The 24,798-nt window shown below is 61.9% G+C and carries 17 protein-coding genes and 1 pseudogene; 7 read left to right on the forward strand and 11 right to left on the reverse strand.

Annotation, left to right across the window (positions count from 1 at the left end; all coding sequences use genetic code 11):
* The first annotated feature begins 551 nt into the window (after positions 1-551).
* Entirely contained in the window at positions 552-1,067 is a 516-nt protein-coding gene (locus tag ACM561_RS02615; protein WP_425907821.1) for a septal ring lytic transglycosylase RlpA family protein, read from the forward strand.
* Between the two features lie 204 nt (positions 1,068-1,271).
* Here the strand turns inward: ACM561_RS02615 and ACM561_RS02620 are convergent, their stop codons facing one another.
* Positions 1,272-3,482, reverse strand: a complete 2,211-nt coding sequence (locus ACM561_RS02620) for a primosomal protein N' (protein ID WP_425907823.1) — start codon at positions 3,480-3,482, stop codon at positions 1,272-1,274.
* 264 nt (positions 3,483-3,746) lie between these two features.
* Here ACM561_RS02620 and ACM561_RS02625 point away from each other — a divergent pair, with 264 nt between their 5' ends.
* On the forward strand, positions 3,747-4,712 hold the full coding sequence (locus ACM561_RS02625) for a tyrosine recombinase XerC (RefSeq protein WP_425907824.1): 966 nt from the start codon (positions 3,747-3,749) through the stop codon (positions 4,710-4,712).
* Between the two features lie 32 nt (positions 4,713-4,744).
* On the opposite strand, the gene lpdA is transcribed toward ACM561_RS02625, so the two are convergent.
* From lpdA to ACM561_RS02675, 10 genes are all read right to left on the reverse strand, one after another.
* The gene (gene lpdA, locus ACM561_RS02630; protein ID WP_425907826.1) at positions 4,745-6,148 is read right to left on the reverse strand and encodes a dihydrolipoyl dehydrogenase; all 1,404 of its coding nucleotides are present in this window, start codon (positions 6,146-6,148) and stop codon (positions 4,745-4,747) included.
* Positions 6,149-6,158: 10 nt separating this feature from the next.
* A complete protein-coding gene (locus ACM561_RS02635) occupies positions 6,159-6,659 on the reverse strand; it encodes a hypothetical protein (protein ID WP_425907827.1) in 501 nt (166 codons plus the stop codon).
* A 19-nt stretch (positions 6,660-6,678) separates the two neighbouring features.
* The gene (odhB, locus tag ACM561_RS02640) at positions 6,679-7,965 is read right to left on the reverse strand and encodes a 2-oxoglutarate dehydrogenase complex dihydrolipoyllysine-residue succinyltransferase (RefSeq protein ID WP_425907829.1); all 1,287 of its coding nucleotides are present in this window, start codon (positions 7,963-7,965) and stop codon (positions 6,679-6,681) included.
* Positions 7,966-8,075: 110 nt separating this feature from the next.
* A complete protein-coding gene (locus tag ACM561_RS02645; RefSeq protein ID WP_425907830.1) occupies positions 8,076-11,033 on the reverse strand; it encodes a 2-oxoglutarate dehydrogenase E1 component in 2,958 nt (985 codons plus the stop codon).
* Between the two features lie 149 nt (positions 11,034-11,182).
* On the reverse strand, positions 11,183-12,067 hold the full coding sequence (gene sucD, locus ACM561_RS02650) for a succinate--CoA ligase subunit alpha (protein WP_425907832.1): 885 nt from the start codon (positions 12,065-12,067) through the stop codon (positions 11,183-11,185).
* Positions 12,068-13,267, reverse strand: coding sequence for an ADP-forming succinate--CoA ligase subunit beta (sucC, locus tag ACM561_RS02655; protein ID WP_425907833.1), 1,200 nt, complete (start codon positions 13,265-13,267; stop codon positions 12,068-12,070).
* A gap of 203 nt (positions 13,268-13,470) precedes the next feature.
* The gene (gene mdh / locus ACM561_RS02660; RefSeq protein ID WP_425907835.1) at positions 13,471-14,439 is read right to left on the reverse strand and encodes a malate dehydrogenase; all 969 of its coding nucleotides are present in this window, start codon (positions 14,437-14,439) and stop codon (positions 13,471-13,473) included.
* Between the two features lie 103 nt (positions 14,440-14,542).
* Positions 14,543-15,727 (reverse strand): cell division protein ZapE, encoded by a 1,185-nt coding sequence (zapE, locus tag ACM561_RS02665; protein WP_425907837.1) that lies wholly within the window; start codon positions 15,725-15,727, stop codon positions 14,543-14,545.
* A gap of 65 nt (positions 15,728-15,792) precedes the next feature.
* On the reverse strand, positions 15,793-16,329 hold the full coding sequence (thpR, locus tag ACM561_RS02670) for an RNA 2',3'-cyclic phosphodiesterase (RefSeq protein ID WP_425907839.1): 537 nt from the start codon (positions 16,327-16,329) through the stop codon (positions 15,793-15,795).
* 141 nt (positions 16,330-16,470) lie between these two features.
* Positions 16,471-17,109, reverse strand: coding sequence for an arylesterase (locus tag ACM561_RS02675; protein ID WP_425907841.1), 639 nt, complete (start codon positions 17,107-17,109; stop codon positions 16,471-16,473).
* A 202-nt stretch (positions 17,110-17,311) separates the two neighbouring features.
* Here ACM561_RS02675 and ACM561_RS02680 point away from each other — a divergent pair, with 202 nt between their 5' ends.
* The 5 genes and pseudogenes from ACM561_RS02680 (at position 17,312) to ACM561_RS02700 (ending at position 24,754) form a co-directional block, all read left to right on the forward strand.
* Positions 17,312-18,040 carry an ABC transporter ATP-binding protein gene (locus tag ACM561_RS02680; protein ID WP_425907842.1) on the forward strand — a complete coding sequence of 243 codons (729 nt, stop codon included), beginning with the start codon at positions 17,312-17,314 and terminating at the stop codon, positions 18,038-18,040.
* A gap of 127 nt (positions 18,041-18,167) precedes the next feature.
* Complete coding sequence (locus ACM561_RS02685; RefSeq protein ID WP_425907844.1) at positions 18,168-20,723, forward strand: ABC transporter permease; 2,556 nt, start codon at positions 18,168-18,170, stop codon at positions 20,721-20,723.
* 284 nt (positions 20,724-21,007) lie between these two features.
* Complete coding sequence (locus tag ACM561_RS02690; protein ID WP_425907846.1) at positions 21,008-21,799, forward strand: Bax inhibitor-1/YccA family protein; 792 nt, start codon at positions 21,008-21,010, stop codon at positions 21,797-21,799.
* A gap of 117 nt (positions 21,800-21,916) precedes the next feature.
* Positions 21,917-22,961: pseudogene (locus tag ACM561_RS02695) on the forward strand (ligase-associated DNA damage response exonuclease).
* Positions 22,958-24,754, forward strand: a complete 1,797-nt coding sequence (locus ACM561_RS02700; protein WP_425907848.1) for an ATP-dependent DNA ligase — start codon at positions 22,958-22,960, stop codon at positions 24,752-24,754. Before ACM561_RS02695 ends, ACM561_RS02700 begins: the two are co-directional and overlap by 4 nt.
* Positions 24,755-24,798: the final 44 nt, after the last annotated feature.

Genomic DNA, 24,798 nt, shown 5'->3' on the forward strand with positions numbered 1-24,798 from the left:
GGGACTTCGATTTCCGGCCGACACGAGCGTACCGGCAGCGTTAAAATCGCGGCTTTGCTAACATAGCGCGCGCGCAGGTGCAATATGACGACGGCGTGCGGCGATGCCTTGTCGCATGGCGTCGGATTCAACCGGTGTTGGAAGTTCGGTCAATCGCGCGAAGCACAAGGCGCATTCCTGCGTACAGTCATTCGGTTGGCAAATGCTGCGTCAGGACAAAAGCAATCAGACCCTTGTCACGGCGGTTTCTCTACACGGCTGAGCCCAGCTTAGTGCCTGGGCGCGCTCCGCAGTACTTAATGAATGGTCACTGATCGGGCGCTATGACTTTCTTTTACAGTATATTGATGTATATTATCATGTATATTTTATTAATATATGTATTGTCACGATTGGTGGACGAATCCATCCCGATCAAAAGATATTTCATCCGAGTCACGAAGCAATTCCTTGCCCATTTTACGCCTTAGTTTGAGGATCAACCCTGCCGCGACGAAAAAGTCAGGGGTTTCACTTGCCGCAGGGGCGGCAATACTTTCAAGGGTCCTTCAATGTTGTACTCGCAAAAGACGACCTTAGGGTTTCTCATCCGGCCGCGTACGTTGGCCGCCGTGATCGCCGCAAGCGTTTTGATTGCAGGCAGCGTCACTGGGGCATCGGCCCGGTCGAGCAAACATCATCGGCATCATCACCACCACAACCAGGGGCATTATGCGAAGAGCCACGGCGCCAGCGGATCGTCCTGGCTGAACGCCAATGCTTCTTTTGGAAGCTCGGCCCATTCGAGCCGATCGTTCTCTGGCATAGCCTCCTATTACGGCAATGAAGCCGGCAGCCGCACCGCATCCGGCCAGCGCTTCAATCAGAACGCCATGACCGCCGCCCATCGCCATCTGCCGTTCGGAACCAGGCTGAGGGTCACCCATGGCAGCCGCAGCGTGGTCGTCACCGTCAATGATCGCGGTCCGTTCATCCGCGGTCGTGTGCTGGATCTTTCCAAAGGTGCCGCCCGTGTGATCGGCTTGACCGGCAGCGGCGTCGGCCGTGTGGTCGCCGAGGTCATGTAAGTCCCGCGCCAAAGGCATTTTCCGGGCAAGCGGCGTCCGGAGATTTTCTTCGGCCCTTTGCTCAAGTCATAGCTTCCCGGGGCCGGAGTTGGCCTCGGTCCGATCCCACATGAGCGCCTCGCGATGGACCGGTCGTCTGACGGATCGGCTGAGTCGTCCGCGAGGACGCGGCGCGTCGGCGAACCGGAGTGCTCGAAAGGGCTGCTAGAGAAAGCTCTGGGGATCAATATCCACTTCGAGCTTGAGCTTGCCCCTGGTCTTCGGCGCAGAGGCGAGCCAGCCGCGCAAATAGCCGGAGAGGTCCACGCTGCGCGCTGACTTCACCAGCAGGCGAAATCGATAGCGCCCCTTGATCAGGGCAAGCGGCGCTTCTGCCGGTCCGAGTACCTGAATGCCCTTGTCGATCGGCGCGATTGCGACGAGCCGGCGGGCAAAGCTCTCTGCGCTCGGGCGGTCGCCTGCGGATATGATCAGGCTGGCCAGTCGGCCAAACGGCGGGTAGCCGGTCCGCTCCCGCGCCGCGATTTCGCTGGAATAGAACGCCTCGCGGTCGCTCGCGAGCAGCGCCGTCATCACGGGATGTTCGGGCTGGTGGGTTTGCAGATAGCCAATGCCTTGACCCTGCTCGCGGCCGGTGCGGCCGATCACCTGATTGAGCAGTTGGAAGGTTCGCTCGGCTGCGCGAGGGTCGCCGTTGCCGAGGCCCAGGTCGGCATCAACCACTCCGACGAGGTTCAGGCGCGGAAAATGGTGTCCCTTCGCCACAAGCTGCGTGCCGATGATGATGTCGACGCGGCCTTCCGCGATGTCATTTAGCTCCGAGCGCATGGTCTCGATCGAGGTGATCAGGTCGCTCGACAGCACCATGGTGCGCGCGTCGGGGAATAGTGCGGCGGCCTCTTCCTGCAACCGTTCGACTCCGGGGCCGACCGCGACCAGCGATTCCTCCGCCGCGCAATGCGGGCATTGATTCGGGCGCGGCATTGAGAAGCCGCAGTGATGGCATACGAGCCGCTGACGGAAGCGGTGATCCACGAGCCAGGCATCGCAGATGGTGCAGGCAAAGCGGTGGCCGCAGGCGCGGCACAAGGTCAGCGGCGCATAGCCGCGGCGATTGAGAAACAGCAACGCCTGCTCGCGCCGCTCGATGGCGGTCCGAATCTCTTCGGCCAGACGCGGAGAAATGAAGCGGCCGCGCGACGGTCCCTCGCGCCGAAGATCGATCAGTTCGATCTGTGGCAAATGCTGACCGCCGAACCGGGATGTCAGCGCGATGCGCTGGTAGCGTCCCTTGCGCGCATTGACCTCGCTTTCGACGGATGGCGTCGCCGAGGCCAGTATGATCGGGATCTTCGCGACATGTGCGCGAACCACGGCCATGTCGCGGGCGTGATAGCGCACGCCATCGTCCTGCTTGTAGGCTTGATCGTGCTCCTCGTCGACGATGATCAGTCCGAGGTTAGCGTAGGGAAGAAACAGCGCGGAGCGGGCGCCGACCACAACTTGCGCCTCGCCCGCCGCAATGGCTGCCCAGTTGCGCGCGCGGGTGCGCGGCGTCAATTCGGAATGCCATTCCAGCGGCCGTTCGCCGAAGCGGGCGGCGAAACGGTCGCGGAATTGCCCCGTCAACGCAATCTCGGGCATCAAGATCAAAGCCTGCTTGCCGCGGCGGACCGTTTCGGCGACCGCTTCGAAATAGACTTCGGTCTTTCCGGAGCCGGTCACACCATCGAGCAGCGCGACGTGAAACGTGCCGTTTGACGCCAGCGTGCGCATGGCGTCCACGGCCGCTCGCTGCGAGCGGGAAAAGTCGGGGACGGCGAAGTCGGGATCGGGCGGCGGGGGCGGCGGCGCACGCGGCATTGGCTCGATTGTCAGCGTGCCTTCGTCGACAAGACCATCGACGACGCCGGCGCTGACGCCGGCTTCCTTGGCCGCATCGGATTTTGCACGCAGCAACCCATCCGACAGGACTTCCAGCAGCCGCCGTCGTGCCGGGGTCATGCGCCGGGGCGGCTCGCCTCTCAGCCGCACGCCTGGTCGCGCCCGCTCCGGCCCAAGGTGTTCGCCCATCCGCAGGCTCATGCGCATGACCATGCCGCGCGGCGACAATGTGTAGTTGGCGACCCAGTCGATCAGCGCGCGGAGTTCGTCCCTGAGCGGAGGTACATCGAGCTTGTCGGAGATGTCCTTCAACCGGTTGTGCAGGCGCGGATCGGGTGCGGGATTCTCGGCCCAGACCACGGCGATCACCTCGCGGGGGCCGAGCGGCACCGTCACCACGTCGCCGGGCCGCACCTCCATGCCGCTCGGCACGCGATAGGAATAGGCATGATCGATCGCAACGGGAACCTGCACATCGACGATGCGCGTCGTCGATGACGGGAATGTGCCATTGCGCGAAGAACGGTCCATCCGGAGAATCGGCCTCTGTCGGGAGTTGCGAACAGCTTAGAGCCTTTCCGCTTCTGACGAAATCAGAAGCGGGCTCTATCATTTTGATCTAACGCGTTTTCTTCACGCGAACCGATATTCATCCTCGGGTCAAGCTCGACGATGTGCTTCGCTCGAAAACGCTATGGGAGGGCCCGGCGCCATAGGCCAGTCGGCGGGAAAGTTAGCGAAGGATAAACGAAAGCGGCGCGATATGATCGCCGGACTTATAGGCAAGGTGCGAAGATGGCGAGACTCGCAGATCCGCTACCAGATCTCGCCTGCACGGCGTCGGACGTCGGGCAGCAAATCGTGCGATGGCTGGCGCATCTGCGTGCCGAGCGTCGGCTGTCGCCGAAGACGCTTGAAGCCTATGCGCGCGATGTCCGGCAATGCCTGATGTTTCTCGGCCAGCACTGGGGCGAGTTGGTGACGTTGAAGCGTTTCGCCGCGCTCGAGCCAGGCGATATCAGAGCCTTCATGGCCGCGCGACGCGCGGAGGACATTGGTGGCCGCTCGTTGATGCGTTCGCTGGCGGGGCTGCGTTCATTCGCGCGATTTCTGGAACGGGAAGGGCTCGGCAAGATCGGTGCGCTCGGCGCGATCCGCGCGCCGAAGGTTGGCAAGAGCCTCCCGAAGCCGATCCATATGAGCGCGGCGAAGCGTTTTGCCGACGCCTCCGAGCGGGCCGGCGAGGATCGAGAGCCATGGATCTGGGCACGCGATGCAGCCGTCATGGCGCTGTTGTACGGGTCCGGCCTGCGGATTTCCGAGGCGCTTGGGTTGAAGCGCCGCGATGTGCCGCAGCCTGGCGCGGGCGACGTTCTGGTGGTCACCGGGAAGGGCAACAAGACGCGGATGGTGCCGGTGCTGCAGAACGTGCTGGCGCTGGTTCATGAGTATGTGGCGATGTGCCCGCATTCGCTGCCGCCGGAAGGACCGATTTTCGTCGGCGCGCGGGGCGGCCCGCTCAAGGCCCGCATCATCCAGCTTGTGATGGCGCGGATGCGCGGCGCGCTCGGTCTGCCCGACAGCGCGACGCCTCATGCGCTGCGCCATTCATTCGCGACGCATCTCTTAAGCCGCGGCGGCGATTTGCGCGCGATTCAGGAACTGCTTGGCCACGCGTCGCTCTCGACCACGCAGATCTACACCGGCATCGACAGCGAGCGGCTGCTGGAAGTCTACAGGACGGCGCATCCCCGCGCCTGACCGAAGATCGCGGTGCAGGCAACTCGCTATTCTCACATATGAATGGCTCGTTTGCCAACTGCGAGGGCGGCCTCCTTGATCGCTTCCGATCGCGTCGGGTGCGCGTGGCAGGTGCGCGCGAGGTCTTCCGCCGATCCGCCGAACTCCATCAGCACGCAAGCCTCGTGGATCAGCTCGCCAGCCTCGCGACCGATGATGTGAACGCCGAGCACGCGATCGGTTTTCGCGTCCGCGAGGATCTTCACAAAGCCGTCGGTGGTCTGGTTGACCTTGGAGCGGCCATTTGCCGTGAACGGAAACTTGCCGACGGTATAGGCTACACCGGCCTGCTTCAGCTCCTCCTCGGTCTTGCCGACCGATGAAACCTCAGGCGTTGTGTAGATCACGCCGGGGATCACGTCGTAGTTCACATGGCTGGCCTGGCCCGCGAGGATTTCCGCGCACGCCACGCCTTCGTCCTCGGCCTTGTGCGCCAGCATCGGTCCCTTGACGACGTCGCCGATGGCGTAGATGCCTTTCACGCTGGTCGCAAAATGCGCGTCGATCTCCACGCGGCCGCGCTCGTCGAGCGCGACGCCTGCCTCCTTCAGGCCGAGGCCGTCGGTGTAGGGCGTGCGGCCGATCGCGACCAGAACCACGTCGGCTTCGATTGTTTCTGATGCACCGCCTGCGGCGGGTTCGACCCGGGCCATCAGCGTCTTGCCGGATGTATCGACGCCTGTGACCTTGGCGCCGAGCTTGAATGCAAAGCCTTGCTTTTCGAGAAGGCGCTGAAACTGCTTTGCGATTTCGCCGTCCATGCCGGGCAGGATGCGATCGAGGAATTCAATGACGGTGACTTGCGCGCCAAGGCGACGCCACACCGAGCCGAGTTCCAGGCCGATCACGCCGGCGCCGACGATCAGAAGCTTTCCCGGCACCTTGTCGAGCGACAGCGCCCCGGTCGACGACACGATGCGCTTTTCGTCGATCTCGAGGCCCTTGAGCTTCGCGACATCGGAGCCGGTGGCGATCACGATGTTTTTCGTCTCAACAGTCTGGGTCTTGCCGTCGGCGATCGTCACTTCGACCTTGCCAGCGCCGAGAATTTTGCCGGTGCCGCTGATGACGTCGATCTTGTTCTTCTTCATCAGGTACTCGACGCCCTTGACGTTGCCGTCGATGCCCTGCTGTTTGAAATTCATCATCGCGGGCAAATCGAGTTTGGGGGCAGATACGCCGATGCCCATTTTTGCGAACGAATGTCCGGCTTCCTCGAACATCTCTGAGGCGTGCAACAAGGCTTTCGACGGCATGCAGCCGACATTGAGGCAGGTGCCGCCAAGCGTCGGGTTCTTCTCGACCACGGCAACCTTCATGCCGAGTTGCGCCGCGCGAATGGCGCAGACATAGCCGCCGGGACCGGTGCCGATAACGATGAGGTCGTAAGTCGCCATGAATGCCTGCTCAGCCCGCCTCGTCCGGCCCGGGAATCAATTTTGCGCGCTGCTCGAAGAGCAATCCCCCGACCAGCCTGTTGAGTTCGTCGGGATCGGCTCCGTCCTTGATCAGCTTAGCTCTCAAAGCGTGAGCCTTGTCGAGGTTGCCAAGCTTTTTCTCAATTATCGATTGATGCTGTTCTTCAGCTTTTGCTTTTTCCGGATCGGCCATCGCTCGTCGTCTGTGGTTGTCGTGGTAGAACAACGCTCGTGACAGGACCCAGTCCCGTGATTTTTTTGAGATGTTTTCGAAAGATCCCAGAACATCGAAGGGGTTATCATGGACAATGCTTTTGATTTCCCCGCCATATTCGGAGACGTAGATCTTTGAGGCGGACGGCCCGTGCTCGAAGCTCAAGCAAGCCAGATAAACCAGCTCCAGAATGACTGCATTCAATTCCAGATCGATGGAGGTCAAATGACCAAACGCGGCGGCTTTGGTATTGGACTTCAGCAGGATTTGCGTCATGTGGTTCCCTTAGCTTGAACTACAGATCCAGCGCCAACCGCGCCGGGTCTTCCAGCGATTCCTTGACGCGCACGAGGAAGGTCACGGCCTCCTTGCCGTCGATGACGCGGTGGTCGTAGGAGAGCGCGAGATACATCATCGGGCGGATTTCCACCTTGCCGCCGATCGCCACCGGCCGCTCCTGAATTTTGTGCATGCCAAGGATGCCGGCTTGCGGCGCGTTCAGGATCGGCGTCGACATCAGCGAGCCGTAGATGCCGCCGTTGGTAATGGTGAAGGTGCCGCCCTGCATCTCCTCGATCTTGAGCTGGCCGTCGCGGGCGCGACGGCCGTAATCGGCAATGCTTTTCTCGATGTCGGCGATCGATTTGTGATCGCAGTCGCGTACGACAGGCACCACCAGGCCCTTGTCGGTGCCGACGGCGACTCCGATGTGATAGTAGTTCTTGTAGATCAGCTCGGTACCGTCGATTTCGGCGTTGACGGCCGGAATGTCCTTCAGCGCCTGCACGATGGCTTTGGTGAAGAAGCCCATGAAGCCGAGCTTCACGCCGTGCTTCTTCTCGAACGCTTCCTTGTAGTGCGTACGCAGCGCCATGATGCCGGTCATGTCGACCTCGTTGAAGGTCGTCAGTATCGCGGCGGTGTTCTGCACTTCCTTGAGGCGGCGCGCGATGGTCTGGCGTAGCCGCGTCATCTTCACCCGCTCCTCGCGCGAGGCGTCGTTCGGAGGAGAGGGCGTGCGCGCCTGCATGGCGGCAGCTGGCTGGTCGACCGAGGTCGGAGCGGAGGCCGCCTTCTCGATCGCCGCCAGCATATCGCTTTTGGTGACGCGGCCGTCCTTGCCGGAGCCCGGAACGGTCGAGGCGTCGATGCCGCTCTCGGCGGAGAGTTTACGCACCGATGGCGCGAGCGGTGCATCAGCCGCTACTGCGTTTTTCGGCCTTGGCTGCGGCTCCTCCGGGCCTGCGTTGATCGGTTTCGTGGTGTCGGACTTAAGGTCCGGCCGCCCGGTTGTTTTTTCGGCGGCGATGGCTTGCGTTTTGGCCGCCGCTGGTTTTGCCGACGCGCTGCCATCGGTTATCTGTCCAAGCAGCGCGCCGACGGCAACCGTCTCGCCCTCCTTGGCGACGAGCTCGGCGAGCGTGCCGGCGGAGGGCGCAGGCACTTCGATGGTCACCTTGTCGGTCTCGAGCTCGACGAGCGGCTCGTCGACGGATACGGCGTCGCCGGGCTTCTTGAACCATTTTCCGATGGTTGCCTCGGTCACCGATTCGCCGAGCGTCGGAACGCGTATCTCGGTCATGGTCCTCTTCCTTTCGTCATGGCCAACTTGTCCCGAAAAGACAGCAGCATGGATACCCGAAACATCCGCAACAAGTGGGCCTCGCGTTCAGTCCGACATGACTGTTCGTGTTAGTTCAGCGCCTCGCCAATGAACGCCTTGAGTTGCGCAAGATGCTTCGACATCAACCCGGTCGCGGTGGCTGCAGCTGCGGCGCGGCCGGCATAACGCAGGCGTTTGTTGGATGCGCCGATCTGGTTGAGAACCCATTCCAGGTAAGGCTGGATGAAGTGCCATGCGCCCATATTGCGCGGTTCTTCCTGGCACCAGACGATCTCTGCGTTCTTGAAACTGCCGAGGACGTGCACCAGCGCCTTCAGTGGAACGGGATACAATTGTTCGATCCGCATCAGGTACACATCGTTGATGTTGCGCTTCTCGCGTTCCTCGTAGAGATCGTAGTACACCTTGCCGGAACACAGCACCACGCGACGAATTTTGTCGTCGCTCACCGGCCTGATAGTTTGTTCCGGCAACATCGCCGCGTCGTCGTAAAGGATACGATGGAATCCGGTGTCGACGCCGAGTTCGTCGAGACGCGATACCGCCCGCTTGTGACGCAGCAGCGACTTCGGCGTCATCATGATCAGAGGCTTGCGGATCTGGCGTTTCAATTGGCGGCGCAGCGCATGAAAATGATTGGCCGGCGTAGTGATATTGACGACCTGCATATTGTCTTCCGCGCACATCTGCAGGAACCGCTCCAGCCGCGCCGACGAATGCTCCGGTCCCTGGCCCTCATAGCCGTGGGGCAGCATGCAAACGAGACCTGACATGCGCAGCCACTTGCGTTCACCAGAGGAGATGAACTGGTCGAACACCACCTGCGCTCCGTTGGCGAAGTCGCCGAACTGTGCTTCCCACATTGTAAGCGTGTTCGGCTCCGCGAGCGAATAGCCATACTCGAAACCGAGCACAGCTTCTTCCGACAGCAGCGAGTTGATGACCTCGTAGCTGCCCTGGTTCTTGCCGAGATGGTTGAACGGCGTGTAGCGACTCTCGTCCTCTTGATCGAACAGCACCGAATGCCGCTGCGAGAAAGTGCCGCGCTCGCTGTCCTGGCCGGACAGGCGGACGTTGTGGCCCTCCAGCATCAGTGTGCATAAGGCCAGCGCCTCGGCCGTCGCCCAGTCGATGTCGGAGCCGCTCTCGATCGCCTTGGCGCGATTATCGAGAAAGCGCTGCACCGTGCGGTGCACCCGGAAACCGTCCGGCACCTGCGTGATGCCGCGGCCGATCTCCTGTAGCGTCTCGATGTTCACGCCGGTGACGCCACGGTGCGGCTCCTCGTTCTGATCGGCGAGCTTGAAGCCAGCCCACTTACCGTCGAGCCAGTCGGCCTTGTTCGGCTTGTAGCCAGCGCCGGCCTCGAATTCAGCGTCCAGCCGTGCGCGCCAGTCGGCTTTCAGCTTTTCGATCTCGCCCTCGGTTATAACGCCTTCATTGGTCAGCCGCTTGGCGTAAAGTTCGAGCGTCGAGGGGTGCGCTGCGATCTTCTTGTACATCGTCGGATTGGTAAACGAGGGCTCGTCGCCTTCGTTGTGACCGTGGCGGCGATAGCAGAACATGTCGATTACGACCGGCTTGTGGAATTTCTGCCGGAGTTCGACCGCGACCTTCGCCGCGAACACCACGGCTTCCGGATCGTCGCCATTGACGTGGAAGATCGGCGCGTCGATCATCTTCGCGACGTCGGACGGATAAGGGGATGAGCGCGAGTAGCGCGGATAGGTGGTGAAGCCGATCTGGTTGTTGACGATGAAGTGGATCGAGCCCCCGGTGCGGTAGCCCTTGAGGTCCGACAGGGCGAAGCATTCCGCTACCACGCCCTGTCCTGCGAACGCGGCGTCGCCGTGCATCAACAGCGGCAGCACCGAGTCGCGCTGCTCGGGTGGATCGCCGTGCTGGTCCTGCTTGGCGCGCACCTTGCCGAGCACCACCGGGTCTACGATTTCCAGGTGCGAGGGATTGGCGGTCAGCGACAGGTGTATCCGGTTGTTGTCGAACTCGCGGTCGCTCGAGGCGCCGAGGTGATACTTGACGTCGCCGGAGCCCTCGACCGCCTCCGGATTTACCGAGCCGCCTTTGAACTCATGGAACAGCGCGCGATGAGGCTTGCCCATCACCTGCGTCAGCACGTTCAGCCGTCCGCGGTGCGGCATGCCGATCACGATTTCCTTCACGCCGAGATTGCCGCCGCGCTTGATGATCTGCTCAAGCGCCGGGATCAGCGATTCGCCGCCGTCGAGACCGAAGCGCTTGGTTCCCGTGAACTTGACATCGCAGAACTTCTCAAAACCCTCGGCCTCGATGAGCTTGGTCAGGATGGCGCGCCGGCCTTCCGGCGTGAAGCTGATCTCCTTGTCCGGCCCCTCGATGCGCTCTTGAATCCAGCCTTTCTGCTCGGCGTTCGAAATGTGCATGAACTCGACGCCCAGCGTCTGGCAGTAAGTGCGCCGGCAGATCGCCACGATCTCGCGCAGGGTGCCGTATTCGAGCCCAAGAACATGGTCGAGGAAGATTTTGCGATCCATGTCGGCTTCGGTGAAGCCGTAGGCGCGTGGATCGAGTTCTTCGTGATCGCGCGCAGGTTCGAGACCGAGCGGGTCGAGCCTGGCATGAAAGTGCCCTCGCATGCGGTAAGCGCGGATCAGCATCAGCGCTCGCACCGAATCGCGCGTAGCCTGAGTGACGTCGGCGCCGGCGAGCGTCGAAGGCTTCGCTTTCGTCCTCTCCTGCACCCTGGCGTCCACGGTCTTTTCGAGCCGAGCCCAGTTGCCGTCGAGCGCTGAGGTGAGGTCGTCCTGGGGAGCCGGCGGCCAGTTGGCCCTCGCCCAGGATGGGCCTTCTGCGTTCTTTTCGACGTCCTGCGGAGAATCCTTCAGGCTTTTGAAGAATTCCTGCCACTCGGGATCGACCGAACCGGGGTCTTTCTCATAGCGGGCGTAGAGTCCGTCGATGTAGCTGGCATTCGCGCCCTGCAAGAACGAGGAAAGGGCAAATGCGGCATTCGCGTCCTGGCGAGACATATCGCGTCCTGACGATTTCGGTCATGGGCGTAACAGACGGCGCACGCGCTATTGCCTGCGAGGACAGCCTTTCCCCGGCGAGATCAGCGCGAATTTGAACGTTATCCTATTTAAGACGGAACTTCCCGCCGAAAAGACCAAGACCTGAATCAAGACTTCAACTTTTCGACAAGAGTTTTTCCCAGTCGCGCCGGAGACGGGGAGACAAAGATGCCAGCCGCCTCCATGGCTGCGGTCTTGGATGCGGCGTCGCCCTTGCCGCCGGAAATGATCGCGCCCGCATGACCCATGCGGCGGCCGGGAGGCGCGGTGACACCGGCAATGAAGCCGACCACAGGCTTCTTGCGGCCGCGTTTGGCCTCATCGATCAGGAACTGCGCGGCGTCTTCCTCGGCCGAGCCGCCGATCTCGCCGATCATCACGATCGAAGTGGTCTTGGAATCGGCCAGGAACATTTCCAGCACGTCGATGAACTCGGTGCCTTTGACCGGGTCGCCGCCGATACCGACCGCGGTGGTCTGGCCGAGGCCTTCCTGGCTGGTCTGAAATACCGCCTCGTAGGTCAGCGTGCCCGAGCGGGAGACGATGCCGACATGGCCCGGCTTGAAGATGTTCGCGGGCATGATGCCGATCTTGCATTCGCCCGCCGTCACGACGCCCGGGCAATTCGGCCCGATGAGCCGAGACTTCGATCCCGATAGCGAACGCTTGACCCGCACCATGTCCAGCACCGGAATGCCTTCGGTAATGCAGACGATCAGCGGGATTTCGCTGTCGATCGCCTCGCAGATCGCGTCTGCGGCGCCGGCCGGCGGCACGTAGATCACGCTGGCGTCGGCGCCGGTCGCCTCGCTCGCTTCGCGGACGGTGTCGAACACCGGCAGGCCGAGATGGGTTTGCCCGCCTTTGCCCGGCGAGGTGCCGCCGACCATTTTTGTGCCGTAGGCGATCGCGGCTTCGGAGTGAAACGTGCCGTTCTTGCCGGTGAAGCCCTGGCAGATGACCCGGGTGTTCTCGTCGATCAGAACGGACATTTACGCGACCCCTTTCACAGCCTTGACGATCTTCTGGGCGGCGTCGTCGAGATCGTCGGCGGGCAGCACGTTGAGGCCGGACTCGCGGATAATCTTCTTGCCGGCATCGACGTTGGTGCCTTCGAGGCGAACCACCAGCGGGACGTTGAGACCGACCTGCTTCACCGCGGCGACGACGCCGTCGGCGATGACGTCGCATTTCATGATGCCGCCGAAGATATTGACCAGGATGCCCTTCACGTTCGGATCTGCGGTGATGATCTTGAAGGCGGCTGCGACCTTGTCCTTGGAGGCGCCGCCGCCAACGTCGAGAAAGTTTGCGGGCGACATGCCGTAGAGTTTAATGATGTCCATGGTCGCCATCGCAAGGCCCGCGCCATTGACCATGCAGCCGATCTGGCCGTCGAGCGCGACGTAGCTCAGATCGAACCTCGACGCCTCGATTTCCTTGGCGTCTTCCTCGCTCTCGTCGCGCAGCGCCACCACATCGGAATGGCGGTAAAGCGCGTTGCTATCGAACGATACCTTGGCATCGAGCACGCGCAGTTCGCCTTGCCTCGTGACGACGAGCGGATTGATCTCCAGCATCGCCATGTCTTTGGCGATGAAGGCATCATAAAGCTGCGCCACCAGCTTCTCCGCCTGCTTGCCGAGATCGCCGCGCAGTCCCAGCGCCTTGGCGACGGTACGGCCGTGATGGCCCATCACCCCTGTGACGGGATCGACCGAGAAGGTCACGATTTTCTCAGGGGTTTTGTGTGCGACGTCCTCGATGTTCACTCCGCCTTCGGTGGAGACCACGAACGAAACCCTGGACGTTTCGCGGTCGACCAGTGCCGAGAGATAGAACTCCTTGTCGATGTCGAAGCCTTCCTCGATGTAAAGGCGGTTGACCTGTTTGCCGGCAGGACCGGTCTGCACCGTCACCAGCGTCGCGCCGAGCATCTGTTTGGCGAACGCGCTGACCTCGTCGATCGATTTGGCGAGGCGGACGCCGCCCTTGTCGCCGGCGGAAGCTTCCTTGAACTTGCCCTTGCCGCGGCCGCCCGCGTGGATCTGGCTTTTGACCACCCAAACCGGACCATCAAGCGTTTTAGCCGCGGCCTCGGCTTCCGATGCCTTCAGCACCGGCACCCCGCGCGAGACCGGCACGCCGAACTCCCGCAGCAACGCCTTGGCCTGATATTCGTGGATGTTCATCTGGATGGTCTCCGACCCGCGGGAAGGACAATTTTGGCAGGGACAATTTCGACCATTTCCGTCGGCCAAGATATGCTCGCCGGAGGGTCGAGGTGGGCAGTCACCTCGAGATGGCCTTGCCAGCAGTGGGTTGCCGCATCTGAATTTCGAAATACCGGCCGCACGCGTATCCGTTCCGAACGATACCGAATGGCAGTGGCCGATCAGCCGTCAAGCAGATCGGGCGCGATCTTCTTGCAGGCATCGACGAGTCCCCGAACCGCAGCGACCGATTTGTCGAAGGCTTCCCGGTCCTTGCCCGACAGTTCAATCTCGACAATGCGCTCGACGCCCTTGGCGCCGATCACCACGGGTACTCCGACATACATGTCGTCCACACCGAATTCGCCGTTGAGATAGGCGGCGCAAGGCAGCACACGCTTCTTGTCGCGCAGGAAACTTTCCGCCATCGCGATTGCGGAGGCGGCTGGGGCATAGAACGCCGAGCCGGTCTTGAGCAGATTGACGATCTCGGCGCCGCCGTTGCGGGTGCGATCCACGATCTCATCAATACGGGCCTGCGAGGTCCAACCCATTTTGACGAGGTCCGGCAGCGGAATGCCCGCCACTGTCGAGTACTTCACCAGTGGCACCATGCTGTCGCCGTGACCGCCAAGCACGAAGGCTGTGACGTCTTCGACCGAGACGTCGAATTCGTCTGCGAGAAAATAGCGGAAGCGTGAGGAGTCCAGTACGCCGGCCATGCCGACGACCTTCTTCGCGGGCAGGGTAGATGCCTTCTGAAGTGCCCACACCATGGCGTCGAGCGGATTGGTGATGCAGATGACGAAGGCATCGGGCGCGTATTTCTTGATGCCGGCGCCGACCTGCTCCATCACCTTGAGATTGATACCGAGCAGATCGTCGCGGCTCATGCCCGGCTTGCGCGGGACACCGGCGGTGACGATGCAGACGCTGGCGCCTTCGAGCGCTTCATAGGAATTGGTGCCGGTCAGCTTGGCGTCGAAGCCGTCCACCGGGGAGGATTGGGCGATGTCGAGCGATTTGCCCTGCGGAACGCCCTCCGCGATATCGAACATCACGACGTCGCCAAGTTCTTTCAGTCCGATGAGATGAGCGAGCGTCCCTCCGATCTGACCAGAGCCGATCAAGCCAATCTTGTCGCGCGCCATGGAAATTTTGTCCTTTGATGACAAAGAGCAGGGAAGGGAGAATATCGACAGGATCGTGGTTAGACCTTTCGTGGGACCTGTTCAAGCGTCGCAACGTGCAACGTCAAGTCTCCACCAAGCCGGTGGCTGTTCCGCTGGCGAGGGAATCGCTGCGACCATGGGCCCTCGCCAGATAGGAGTCCGAGTTCATCTCGATCAGACGCGAGGAGGTGCGTTTGAATTCATTCGTCTCGAAGCCGTCGTTGGCGCGATAGAGCGAAAGCGGATCGCTATCGCTCGACGCCATTAGTTTCACGCCGTTGTCATACAGCGCGTCGATTAGGGCGATGAACCGCTTGGCGGCGTTGCGGTCGTCATAGTCCATCACCGGGATGTGGTCGATCATAAGAGTGTGATAGTCGCGCGCGAGCCGGAGATAGTCGGACGCCGCAAGCGGTTGCTCGCAGAGATCGGCAAACGAAAACCGGGCCACACCGTGGGCCGAGCATGGCACGTGCAGAAGGCGGCCCTTGACCGCGATGTCACGCGGCTCGCAGGGCGCGCCGCCGGTCATGAGCGTCCAGGCTCTGTCGAGCGCCGCCTCAGCCTCGGTGTCGGCGGGTGTCAGCCACATCTTGACGCTGGCGAGCTTCTCCATGCGGAAATCAGTGCGGGCGTCGAGACGCAGAACGTCCATACGCTCCTCGATCTGCGCAATGAACGGCAGGAACAGCACGCGATTAAGGCCCCCTTCGTAGAGGTTCTCAGGAGGGACGTTTGATGTCGCCACCACGACGGTGCCGAGTTCGAACAGCCGTGCGAACAGGCGGCCCAGGATCATGGCGTCGGCGATGTCGGTGACATGAAATTCGTCGAAGCACAAAAGCCACGCCTGCTCGAAGATAGATGTCGCGGTGAGCTGAACGGCGTCGGCGTCGGCCATCTCACCCCGCGCGATGCTTTGGCGAAAGGCAAAGATGCGCTCATGCACGTCTGTCATGAACTCATGGAAATGGACCCGGCGTTTGTGGACGACCCGGCTCTCCTGGAAAAAGAGGTCCATCAGCATGGTTTTGCCGCGTCCGACGTCACCATGGATATAAAGTCCCTTCGGCGGAGGTTCGTCGTCGGAATGGAGCAATTTGTCGAGGAAGCCCGACTTGCCCGTGGGCTTGTAGGCCATGAGCCGCTCGTCCAGCGCGGCAAGAGCTTCCACCGCCCGCGCCTGCGCGGCGTCCGCCTCGATCGCGCCTGACGTGACGAGGGTCTGATAGTGATTCCGGAGCGATGTGGGTGACACCGAAAGCATCGGTCGGTTTTCGATTCCTAAGGGACGGAAATGCAAGTCGTGGTGAAAGTCTTGTGAATCGACGGTCACGCGCTGAGCGCGTAGGAGTCCTCGACAACGTAAGGGCCGCCGCCGACCGAGGCACGCGACGAGAACAGCACGAAGCGCTCGGCGGTGAATACCTTGGACGGGAAATAGCCGCGCACCGACAGATAGTTCGCGACGTCGTAGTTGGATGCATCGCGCAAGCGGGCCAGCGTGACATGGGGCGTGAACTTGCGGCCCTCGGGATCCAGCCCGCAGCGCCGCATCAGCCGTTCAAGTTCGGCTTGCAATTCGACCAGCGGCGCGCTCGGTTCCACTGAGGCGACGACGGCGCGCGGTTTCTTGCCGCCGAAACTCGACAGTCCCCGCAGCGTCACGTCGAACGGCTTGCGGTTGATCCGGAGCAGCACCGACGCGATCTCGTTGGCGGAGGCACCGTCGATATCGCCGATGAAGCGGAGCGTGAGATGGTAGTTTTCGGGATCGATCCAGCGGGCGCCCGGCAGACCGCCGCGCAAATCGGACAGCGTGCGGCCGATATCGGGCGGTATTTCCAGCCCGGTGAACAAACGCGGCATCGCAAAACCCTCGATGCAAGCCTCGAAATCAATCTGGCGACGAATCACCAGTAGCTATTTTTACCGTAGTTCTGTGACCGTGCGAAGCGCGCGGCCGCATAGCGGGTAATTCCTTGCGAGAGCGGGGCGCTCACTTGGTTGTCAGCCTTTCTGCTCACGGATAGCGCGGACAAAGGCCTCAACCGTAGGCAGGATATGTTCGACGATAATTGCCACGCCCGCGGCGGTCGGGTGCATACCGTCGGCCTGATTGAGCTTTGTGTTCGCCGCGACTTTGTCGAGGAAGAACGGATAAAGTGGCACGTCGTATTTCTTGGCGAGATCTGGAAATATCGCATTGAATTGCGCGGCGTACTCGGCGCCGTAATTCGGCGGCGCGACCATGCCGCATAGCAGGACCGCGATATGGCGCGCCTTGAGGCGCTTCAGGATGTTCTCCAGTGCGGCGCGCGTCACTTTGGGATCAATGCCGCGCAGGGCATCGTTTGCGCCGAGTTCAAGGATCACGCCCTGCGTGCCGGCAGGCACCGACCAGTCGAGCCTGTCGAGACCGCCGGACGCGGTATCGCCGGAGACGCCGGCATTGCCGATCGTGACGTTCAGGCCCTTGTCTTTCAACGATTTTTCCAATTGTGCTGGAAATGCGGCGGCGGCCGGAAGTCCGAGGCCGGCGCTTAAGGAGTCGCCGAGCACCACGATCTTGGCGGGGCCATCGGCCGCCTGTGCCGGCACTGCCATGGCGATGCCAGCGCCAAGCAGAATCCACGCAAAGGTGCGCATCAACCTCTCGACCGCCGTAAAAGAAATGCCATATGAGCCAGCATGGTGGTTCAGACGGTCTCTCCCATTTTGCTGCGAGTCCTCTAGAGACCTTCTGAACCAAACCACTTTGGAATAATAAGTTTCTAGTGTCCTTCTGAATCCGAAGTTCGCTCGGAACGGTCCGGCGGGGCAGGCGAACTTGGGATTCAGGACACTAGGTATGGACAGTCTCATCGAACCCTCGTTACCGGCCAGTCATTCCCAAGATCTCAAGCCGGACGCCATCACCATTTCCAATGTCAATCTCACACTCGGCAGCGGCGCTGCGCGTGTCCATATTCTGAAAGACATCAGTCTCCGCATTGGCCGTGCCGAAGCGATCGGTTTGATTGGACCGTCCGGGTCGGGGAAATCCACCCTGCTTATGGTCATGGCGGGGCTGGAACGCCCCGACCGCGGAGAAGTGGTTGTCGATGGCACTCATTTCAATGCTCTCGACGAAGACGGTCTGGCGCGATTTCGCGGACGTCACGTCGGCATCGTATTTCAGTCCTTTCATCTGATCCCGACCATGACGGCGCTGGAGAATGTCGCCGTGCCGCTCGAACTCGCTGGTGCGCCGAACGCATCGGCGCGCGCAGCGAGCGAGCTGGATGCGGTAGGTCTTGGCGCGCGGCTGCATCACTATCCAACGCAGCTCTCGGGCGGCGAGCAGCAACGCGTGGCGCTGGCACGGGCGTTCGCGCCTGATCCGGCGATTCTCGTCGCCGACGAGCCGACCGGCAATCTGGATGAGGTGACCGGCCAGCAGATCGTCGATCTCCTGTTCGCCAAGCATGCCGAGCGCGGTATGACGCTGGTGCTGGTGACTCATGATACCGCACTCGCGCAACGCTGCGACCGCGTGGTGAAGCTACGCTCGGGACGCATCGACGAGGCAGGTCGATGACGCATCAGCCATCATTGGGGATGTGCGGTAGGCTAAGAACACGTCATCGGTGCGCCCGGTTCGTGTTCATGGCCTCGGGCACCGCGCGCTTCCTTCGCGCTCGTGGATGCACAATGGCGCATCCCGCATGACGACAAACAGGACCCGCGGGCTGCTTCTTCCACTGCGTTTGGCGTTGCGCGAACTGCGCAGCGGGCTGCGCGGCTTCTATGTCTTCATCGCCTGCATCGCGCTCGGCGTCATGACGATTGCCGGCGTTGGCTCCGTGGCGTCCAGTCTGTCGGATGGGTTGGCGCGCGAGGGCCGCACGCTGCTTGGCGGCGATGTCTCGTTTTCGTTGATTCAGCGCGAGGCGAAGCCGGACGAGATCGCCTTCCTGCGTGCGCGAGGAACGGTCTCAGTCGCGGCGACGCTGCGCGCGATGGCGCGCGCGACGGACGGCAGGCTGGCGCTGATCGAACTGAAGGCGGTCGATCGGACCTATCCCATGCTCGGCGCGCTGGCTCTGGAGCCGGACATCCCGATGTCCGATCTGTTCGCCGAATGTGAGGGGGTATTCGGCGCGGCGGTCGACCAGGCTCTCCTGGCGCGACTGGATCTTAAGATTGGCGATCGTCTCACGGTCGGCAGCGCCACCTTCGAGATTCGCAGCGCGGTTGACGCCGAGCCCGACAAACTAGCGGGCGGTCTTGGGCTCGGACCGCGCTTCCTGGTCAGCATTGATGCCTTGCGCGCCGCGGCATTGCTTCAGCCCGGCAGTTTGGTGCGCTGGATTTACCGGGTTCGACTTGCGGGCAATGGTGCGGATGACAGGGCGGCAACGGCGCTGGCCGATGCCGCGCGGGCGGCGCTGCCGGAGGCAGGCTGGGACATCCGCAGCCGCAACAACGCCTCGCCGCAACTTGAACGGAGCATCTTGCGGTTTACGCAGTATCTGACCCTGGTCGGGCTTGCCGCCTTGCTGGTGGGGGGCGTCGGCGTCGGCAATGCCGTCAAGAGCCACATCGACCGGCGACGCGACATCATTGCGACGTTCAAGGCAGTGGGCGCGACCGGACGCGACGTGTTTGCGATCTATCTAACTCAAATCATGGTGCTGGCCGCTCTCGGTTCACTTGCCGGTCTTGTGATCGGTGCGACGCTGCCTTTTATCATTGTCGGTGCGTTCGGCGATCTGCTCCCGCTGCCGGTCGTTCCGGCGTTGCACCCCGATGAATTGGTGCTGTCGGCGGTATATGGCCTGTTGACGGCGTTGGCGTTCGGCATGTGGCCGCTAGCACGGGTTCATGATATTCCGGTCGCGGCCTTGTTTCGCGACACCATTGTTCACGAAGTCCTTCGGCCGAAAACCCGCTACCTTGTTTTGATCATGCTTCTGATCGCAACGTTGGCCGGAATCGCTATTGGTCTGGCCTACGACAAGCGGGTGGCTCTGGTGTTCGTAGCGGCGTCGGCGATCGTGTTTGTGTTGTTGCGCGGCATCGCCTCCGGGTTGATGGCGCTGGCGCGGCGGCTGCCGCGATCCCGGATCACCATGCTGCGGCTTGCGGTTTCAAACATCCATCGCCCCGGCACGCTGACGCCATCCGTGGTGCTTTCGCTCGGCCTTGGTCTCGCCGTTCTGGTCACGATCACCCAAATCGACGGCAATCTGCGGCGGCAGTTCTTGGCGTCGTTACCGGAGCGTGCCCCTTCATTGTACTTCATCGATATCCCGTCGTCGGTATCGGACCGGTTCGACGATTTTCTCAAGCGGCTGACTCCGCAGGCGATCGTGGAGGACGTGCCGATGCTGCGTGGGCGCATCGTCGCGGCGCGCGGCGTCAAAGCGGAAGACCTGAAACCCTCCCGCGATGCCCAATGGGTGCTGCATAGTGATCGCGGCCTGACCTACACTGGCGACGTGCCAAAGGGATCGAAGGTCGTAGAGGGCGAGTGGTGGGGGCCGGACTATGACGGGCCGCCGCTGGTGTCGTTTGAGAAGAAGCTCGCCGACGGGCTCGGGCTCAAGATCGGCGACACCGTTGTCGTGAATGTGCTCGGTCGCGACATCACGGCCACCATCAGCAACATGCGCAGCGTTGACTGGCAGAGCCTTGGCATCAATTTCGTGCTGGTGTTCTCGCCCCATGCCTTTCGCGGCGCGCCGCATACCCATATCGCGACTCTGACCGAGATGCACCACGGCGCTGCGGAAGATGCCGCGATCATCAAGGCTGTGGCCGACGCGTTCCCGATGGTGACGAGCGTGCGGGTCCGCGAGGCTCTCGAAACCATCGGGGCGGTCGTCACCAACCTGGTCATGGCGATCCGTGGCGCCAGCGCCGTCACCCTGATCTCGGCGATCCTCGTCCTTGGCGGTGCGCTGGCGGCCGGCCATCGCCACCGCGTCTATGACGCGGTGATTCTGAAAACCCTCGGCGCCACGAGGTCGCGGCTGCTTGGCGCCTACACGCTCGAATACCTCATGATCGGTGCTGCCACCGCGGTGTTCGGTATGGCGGCCGGTTCGCTTGCCGCGTGGCTGATCGTGACGCGGTTGATGACGCTCGGTTTCGAATGGCAGGCCGGCAGTGCGGCTATCGTGGTAGGTGCCGCACTGATTGTCACAGTCGCGTTAGGATTGGCCGGCACGCTGATGGCACTCAATCAGAAGCCGGCTTCGGTATTGAGGAATCTGTAACAAGATGTAGCGATTTTCATGGCGATCTCCTACCGGAAGCAGGTGGTCGGGTTCCTTGCGAGTTTTTTTGGCGCATCGCTCCCCTGGGTGAGGCCCCGAGCCTCTTTGATCGGAGGGCGACATTCAGCCGCGCATGGAAGCTTGCGGCGAATGTGTTAGTTTCCCACATATGGGCTCGGTAGGACGCTGGTCCTGATGACCAAAAACCAATATCAGCAGGCCATGTATCCGAGACAGATTTGTACTGGTATCTTGCGATGCCAGCTAAACACGGGAATTCGACCATGTCGGACTTAGACCGCAACCATGCCACTCCGTTTGGCCGGACCGCCGGGCGCGTTGATACCGCGGCCGTCGATGCCGGTCTGCGGTCCTATATGCTCAAGATCTACAACTACATGTCGATCGGTCTCGCCATCACTGGTCTGGCCGCGCTTGGCGTCTACATGGCGGCCGTCACCGGCGATCCGTCGGGCGCAGCCGCCCAGATCGGCAAGGCTTACCTGACGCCGTTCGGCTATGCGATGTTTGTGAGCCCGTTGAAGTGGGTTTTCATCCTCGCGCCTCTGGCTATGGTTTTCGTCATCTCCTTTGGCATCAACCGGCTCAAGCCTGCGACCGCGCAGCTGTTGTTCTGGGCGTTCTCGGCGTTGATGGGCCTGTCACTGTCCTCGGTCTTTCTGGTGTATACGCACACCTCGATCGTGCGGGTGTTCTTCATCACCGCGGCCTCGTTCGGTGCGTTGAGCTTGTTCGGCTACACCACCAAGCGTGACATGAGCGGCATGGGCTCGTTCCTGCTCATGGGCCTGTTCGGCATCATCATCGCCAGTCTGGTGAATCTCGTCATCGCAAGCTCGGCGTTGCAGTTTGTGGTGTCGGTCGTCGGCGTGCTGGTGTTCGCGGGTCTGACCGCCTACGACACCCAGCGTCTGAAGAACGACTACATCTACGGCTATGCCTCACAGGGTGGCGAGATCGCGGAACGCGCGGCGATTACAGGTGCGCTGTCGCTCTATCTGAACTTCATCAACCTGTTCACGCTGCTCCTGCAGTTGCTCGGACAGCGCGAGTAACCCACCGAGCGATCGGAGGATCGAAGCCCCGGCCTTGGCCGGGGCTTTTTCTTTGTGCTTTAAGATATCTTCAGGCGTTGGACTCGAACGATATCCGCGTCCGCTTATATGCCCCTCATGCGCCCGCATGACATCCTGAAGGCCGCCGCCGCCGGATTGTATTGCAAGCCTGGCGGCTTCCATATCGATCCGGTACGGCCGGTGGATCGCGCGGTCATCACCCACGGTCATTCCGATCATGCCCGTCCGGGCCACGGGGCGGTGCTCGCGACGCAGGAAACGCTCGACATCATGCGGCTGCGTTACGGCAATGATGTCGCGGGCTCTACGCAGGCGATTTCCTATGGGCAAGAGATCAGGCTGGGCGATGTCTCGATCACGTTTCATCCCGCGGGGCATGTGCTGGGTTCGGCGCAGATCGCGGTCACGCATGGTGGCGTCCGGATCGTCGCCTCCGGCGACTACAAGGACGTGCATGACCCGACCTGCACGCCGTTCGAGGTAGTTCGGTGTGATGTCTTCATCACCGAGGCCACGTTCGGACTGCCGGTGTTTCGTCATGGCGATCCGGCCTCGGAAGTAGGCAAGCTGCTGGCTTCGGTTGCGCTGTTTCCGGAGCGTGCGCATCTGGTTGGCGCCTATTCGCTCGGCAAGGCACGGCGCGTGATCGCGCTGGTCCGCGATGCCGGTTACGGCGCGCCGATCTATCTGCACGGGGCGATGGACAAAGTTACGCACTACTATCAAAGCCGCGGCATCGCGCTTGGCGATCTGAGGCCGGTCAAGGGGATGAAGAAAGCCGACCTTGCCGGCACCATCACCCTCGCGCCGCCCGGCTACGGTCGATCTCTGGGCCCGGCGATTTCCTGATCCGGTGACGGCGTTTGCGTCAGGCTGGATGCGAGTTCGTGCGCGGGCGCGGCAACGTGGTGCCGAATTGCCGCTGGTCATTTCGGATCATGCCGACTGGGCGGGATTGACCCGCACCATCGCCGCAACAGGCGCGGGTGAGATCTGGGTGACGCACGGCCAAGAAGATGCGCTCGTGCATTGGTGCACGACGCAAGGTCTCGTTGCGCGTCCGCTCGCGCTGGTCGGCTATGGTGATGAGGACCGCGAGGAGGATGCGGTGAGCTTCTCCGGCGGAGAATACGGCTTATGAATCGCCTCGCCGAACTTCTCGACCGTCTCGCCTACGAGCCCGGCCGCAACAACAAGCTGCGGCTGATCACCGCGTATTTTCGCGAAACGTCGGACCCCGATCGCGGCTACGCGCTGGCCGCGCTTACCGGCGCATTGTCGTTCAAACACGCCAAGGCGGGTCTGGTCCGCGATCTGATTGCGGCGCGCGCTGATCCGGTGCTGTTCGCGCTGTCCTATGATTACGTCGGCGACCTTTCCGAGACCGTGGCGCTCATGTGGCCACAACAACAAGCTCGAGATGCTCAGCCCGCTCTCTCTTCCGCTGGCGGGAAATGGAACGAGCAGGCGAGTGGCGTAGGTCACATTCGTAAATCACCTTCCCCGACACTCACCGAGGTCGTCACCACGCTGCGCACGCTCGGCAAGGCCGAACTGCCGGCGCAACTTGCACGCTGGCTCGACGAACTGGACGAAACCGGGCGCTGGGCGCTCTTGAAACTTGTCACCGGCGCCATGCGTATCGGCATCTCCGCCAGGCTCGCCAAGACCGCAGCGGCTGCGCTTGGCAGCAAAGACGTTCACGATGTCGAATTGATCTGGCCCGGTCTCGCGCCGCCCTACCTCGATCTATTCGCATGGCTCGAGGGTTGCGGCGACAAACCGGTCAATCGCGACCCCGCGCCGTTTCGACCGGTAATGCTGGCGCACGCGATCGAGGATGCCGATTTTGTGCGTCTGGATGCGGCCGATTTCATTGCCGAGTGGAAATGGGACGGCATCCGGGTGCAGGCGGTGAGCGGTTGCGACGAGCATGGCAATGTCGCGGCGCGGCTCTATTCGCGCACGGGCGAGGACATCACCCACAGTTTTCCCGATTTGCTGCCGTCGCTGCGGCTGGAGGATTCTTCTGGAGTGACGTTTAATGATTCCCGAGAACCGTTTCGCACTATTCGGCATCAAGCGTTCGCCATCGACGGCGAGTTACTGGTGGTGCGCGATGGACGGGTGCAATCGTTCAACGTTCTGCAACAGAGGCTGAACCGCAAAGCGGTGACGCCCAGGCTGATGAAGGAATTTCCGGTTCATCTGCGAGCTTACGACCTGCTCGACGACGGCGACAACGATCTGCGTGAGTTGCCGTTCGAAGATCGGCGGCGGCGGCTTGTTGATTTCATCGCTGCCCTCGGCGACCCGCGCATCGACCTGTCGCCGCGGGTCCCCTTTATGACCTGGGGCGAATTGGCGGCAGCCCGCGCCGACCCCGTCGCCGCTGGCGCGGGAGCGGATGCTGACGCCATCGAAGGTATCATGCTGAAACGTCGTGACGCGCCATATCTGCCGGGACGTCCCAAGGGCCTTTGGTGGAAGTGGAAGCGCGATCCACATATAATCGATGCCGTTCTGATGTATGCGCAGCGCGGCCACGGCAAGCGATCGTCTTATTACTCCGATTACACCTTTGGGGTCTGGACCGCGGGGGAGAAGGGCGAGCAGCTGGTACCCGTCGGCAAGGCCTATTTCGGCTTCACCGATGAGGAATTGCTTCAGATCGACCGTTTCGTCCGCCGCAACACCACCGAGAGTTTCGGCCCGGTGCGCCATGTCCTGCATGAGCCCGATCAGGGGTTGGTGCTGGAAATCGCCTTTGAGGGCTTGCAGCGTTCGGTCCGGCACAAATCAGGAGTGGCGATGCGCTTTCCGCGGATTAACCGACTGCGCTGGGACAAGCCGCCGCGCGAGGCAGATCGGTTGGAGACCCTGGAGCGGATGCTGGTCTCCGAAGCTGCCGAATCAACCAGCGCTAGAGCATGATCCCGAAAAGTGGAAACCGGTTTTCGGATAAGATCATGCTCGAT

The sequence above is a fragment of the Nitrobacter sp. TKz-YC02 genome (assembly GCF_049852135.1).
Lineage (GTDB): Bacteria > Pseudomonadota > Alphaproteobacteria > Rhizobiales > Xanthobacteraceae > Nitrobacter > Nitrobacter vulgaris.

Bases quoted from the DNA above. Each gene is read 5' to 3' on its own strand.
- ACM561_RS02615 (WP_425907821.1), top strand. From the start codon at position 552: ATGTTGTACTCGCAAAAGACGACCTTAGGGTTTCTCATCCGGCCGCGT.
- ACM561_RS02620 (WP_425907823.1), bottom strand. From the start codon at position 3,482: ATGGACCGTTCTTCGCGCAATGGCACATTCCCGTCATCGACGACGCGC.
- ACM561_RS02625 (WP_425907824.1), top strand. From the start codon at position 3,747: ATGGCGAGACTCGCAGATCCGCTACCAGATCTCGCCTGCACGGCGTCG.
- lpdA (WP_425907826.1), bottom strand. From the start codon at position 6,148: ATGGCGACTTACGACCTCATCGTTATCGGCACCGGTCCCGGCGGCTAT.
- ACM561_RS02635 (WP_425907827.1), bottom strand. From the start codon at position 6,659: ATGACGCAAATCCTGCTGAAGTCCAATACCAAAGCCGCCGCGTTTGGT.
- odhB (WP_425907829.1), bottom strand. From the start codon at position 7,965: ATGACCGAGATACGCGTTCCGACGCTCGGCGAATCGGTGACCGAGGCA.
- ACM561_RS02645 (WP_425907830.1), bottom strand. From the start codon at position 11,033: ATGTCTCGCCAGGACGCGAATGCCGCATTTGCCCTTTCCTCGTTCTTG.
- sucD (WP_425907832.1), bottom strand. From the start codon at position 12,067: ATGTCCGTTCTGATCGACGAGAACACCCGGGTCATCTGCCAGGGCTTC.
- sucC (WP_425907833.1), bottom strand. From the start codon at position 13,267: ATGAACATCCACGAATATCAGGCCAAGGCGTTGCTGCGGGAGTTCGGC.
- mdh (WP_425907835.1), bottom strand. From the start codon at position 14,439: ATGGCGCGCGACAAGATTGGCTTGATCGGCTCTGGTCAGATCGGAGGG.
- zapE (WP_425907837.1), bottom strand. From the start codon at position 15,727: ATGCTTTCGGTGTCACCCACATCGCTCCGGAATCACTATCAGACCCTC.
- thpR (WP_425907839.1), bottom strand. From the start codon at position 16,329: ATGCCGCGTTTGTTCACCGGGCTGGAAATACCGCCCGATATCGGCCGC.
- ACM561_RS02675 (WP_425907841.1), bottom strand. From the start codon at position 17,109: ATGCGCACCTTTGCGTGGATTCTGCTTGGCGCTGGCATCGCCATGGCA.
- ACM561_RS02680 (WP_425907842.1), top strand. From the start codon at position 17,312: ATGGACAGTCTCATCGAACCCTCGTTACCGGCCAGTCATTCCCAAGAT.
- ACM561_RS02685 (WP_425907844.1), top strand. From the start codon at position 18,168: ATGACGACAAACAGGACCCGCGGGCTGCTTCTTCCACTGCGTTTGGCG.
- ACM561_RS02690 (WP_425907846.1), top strand. From the start codon at position 21,008: ATGTCGGACTTAGACCGCAACCATGCCACTCCGTTTGGCCGGACCGCC.
- ACM561_RS02700 (WP_425907848.1), top strand. From the start codon at position 22,958: ATGAATCGCCTCGCCGAACTTCTCGACCGTCTCGCCTACGAGCCCGGC.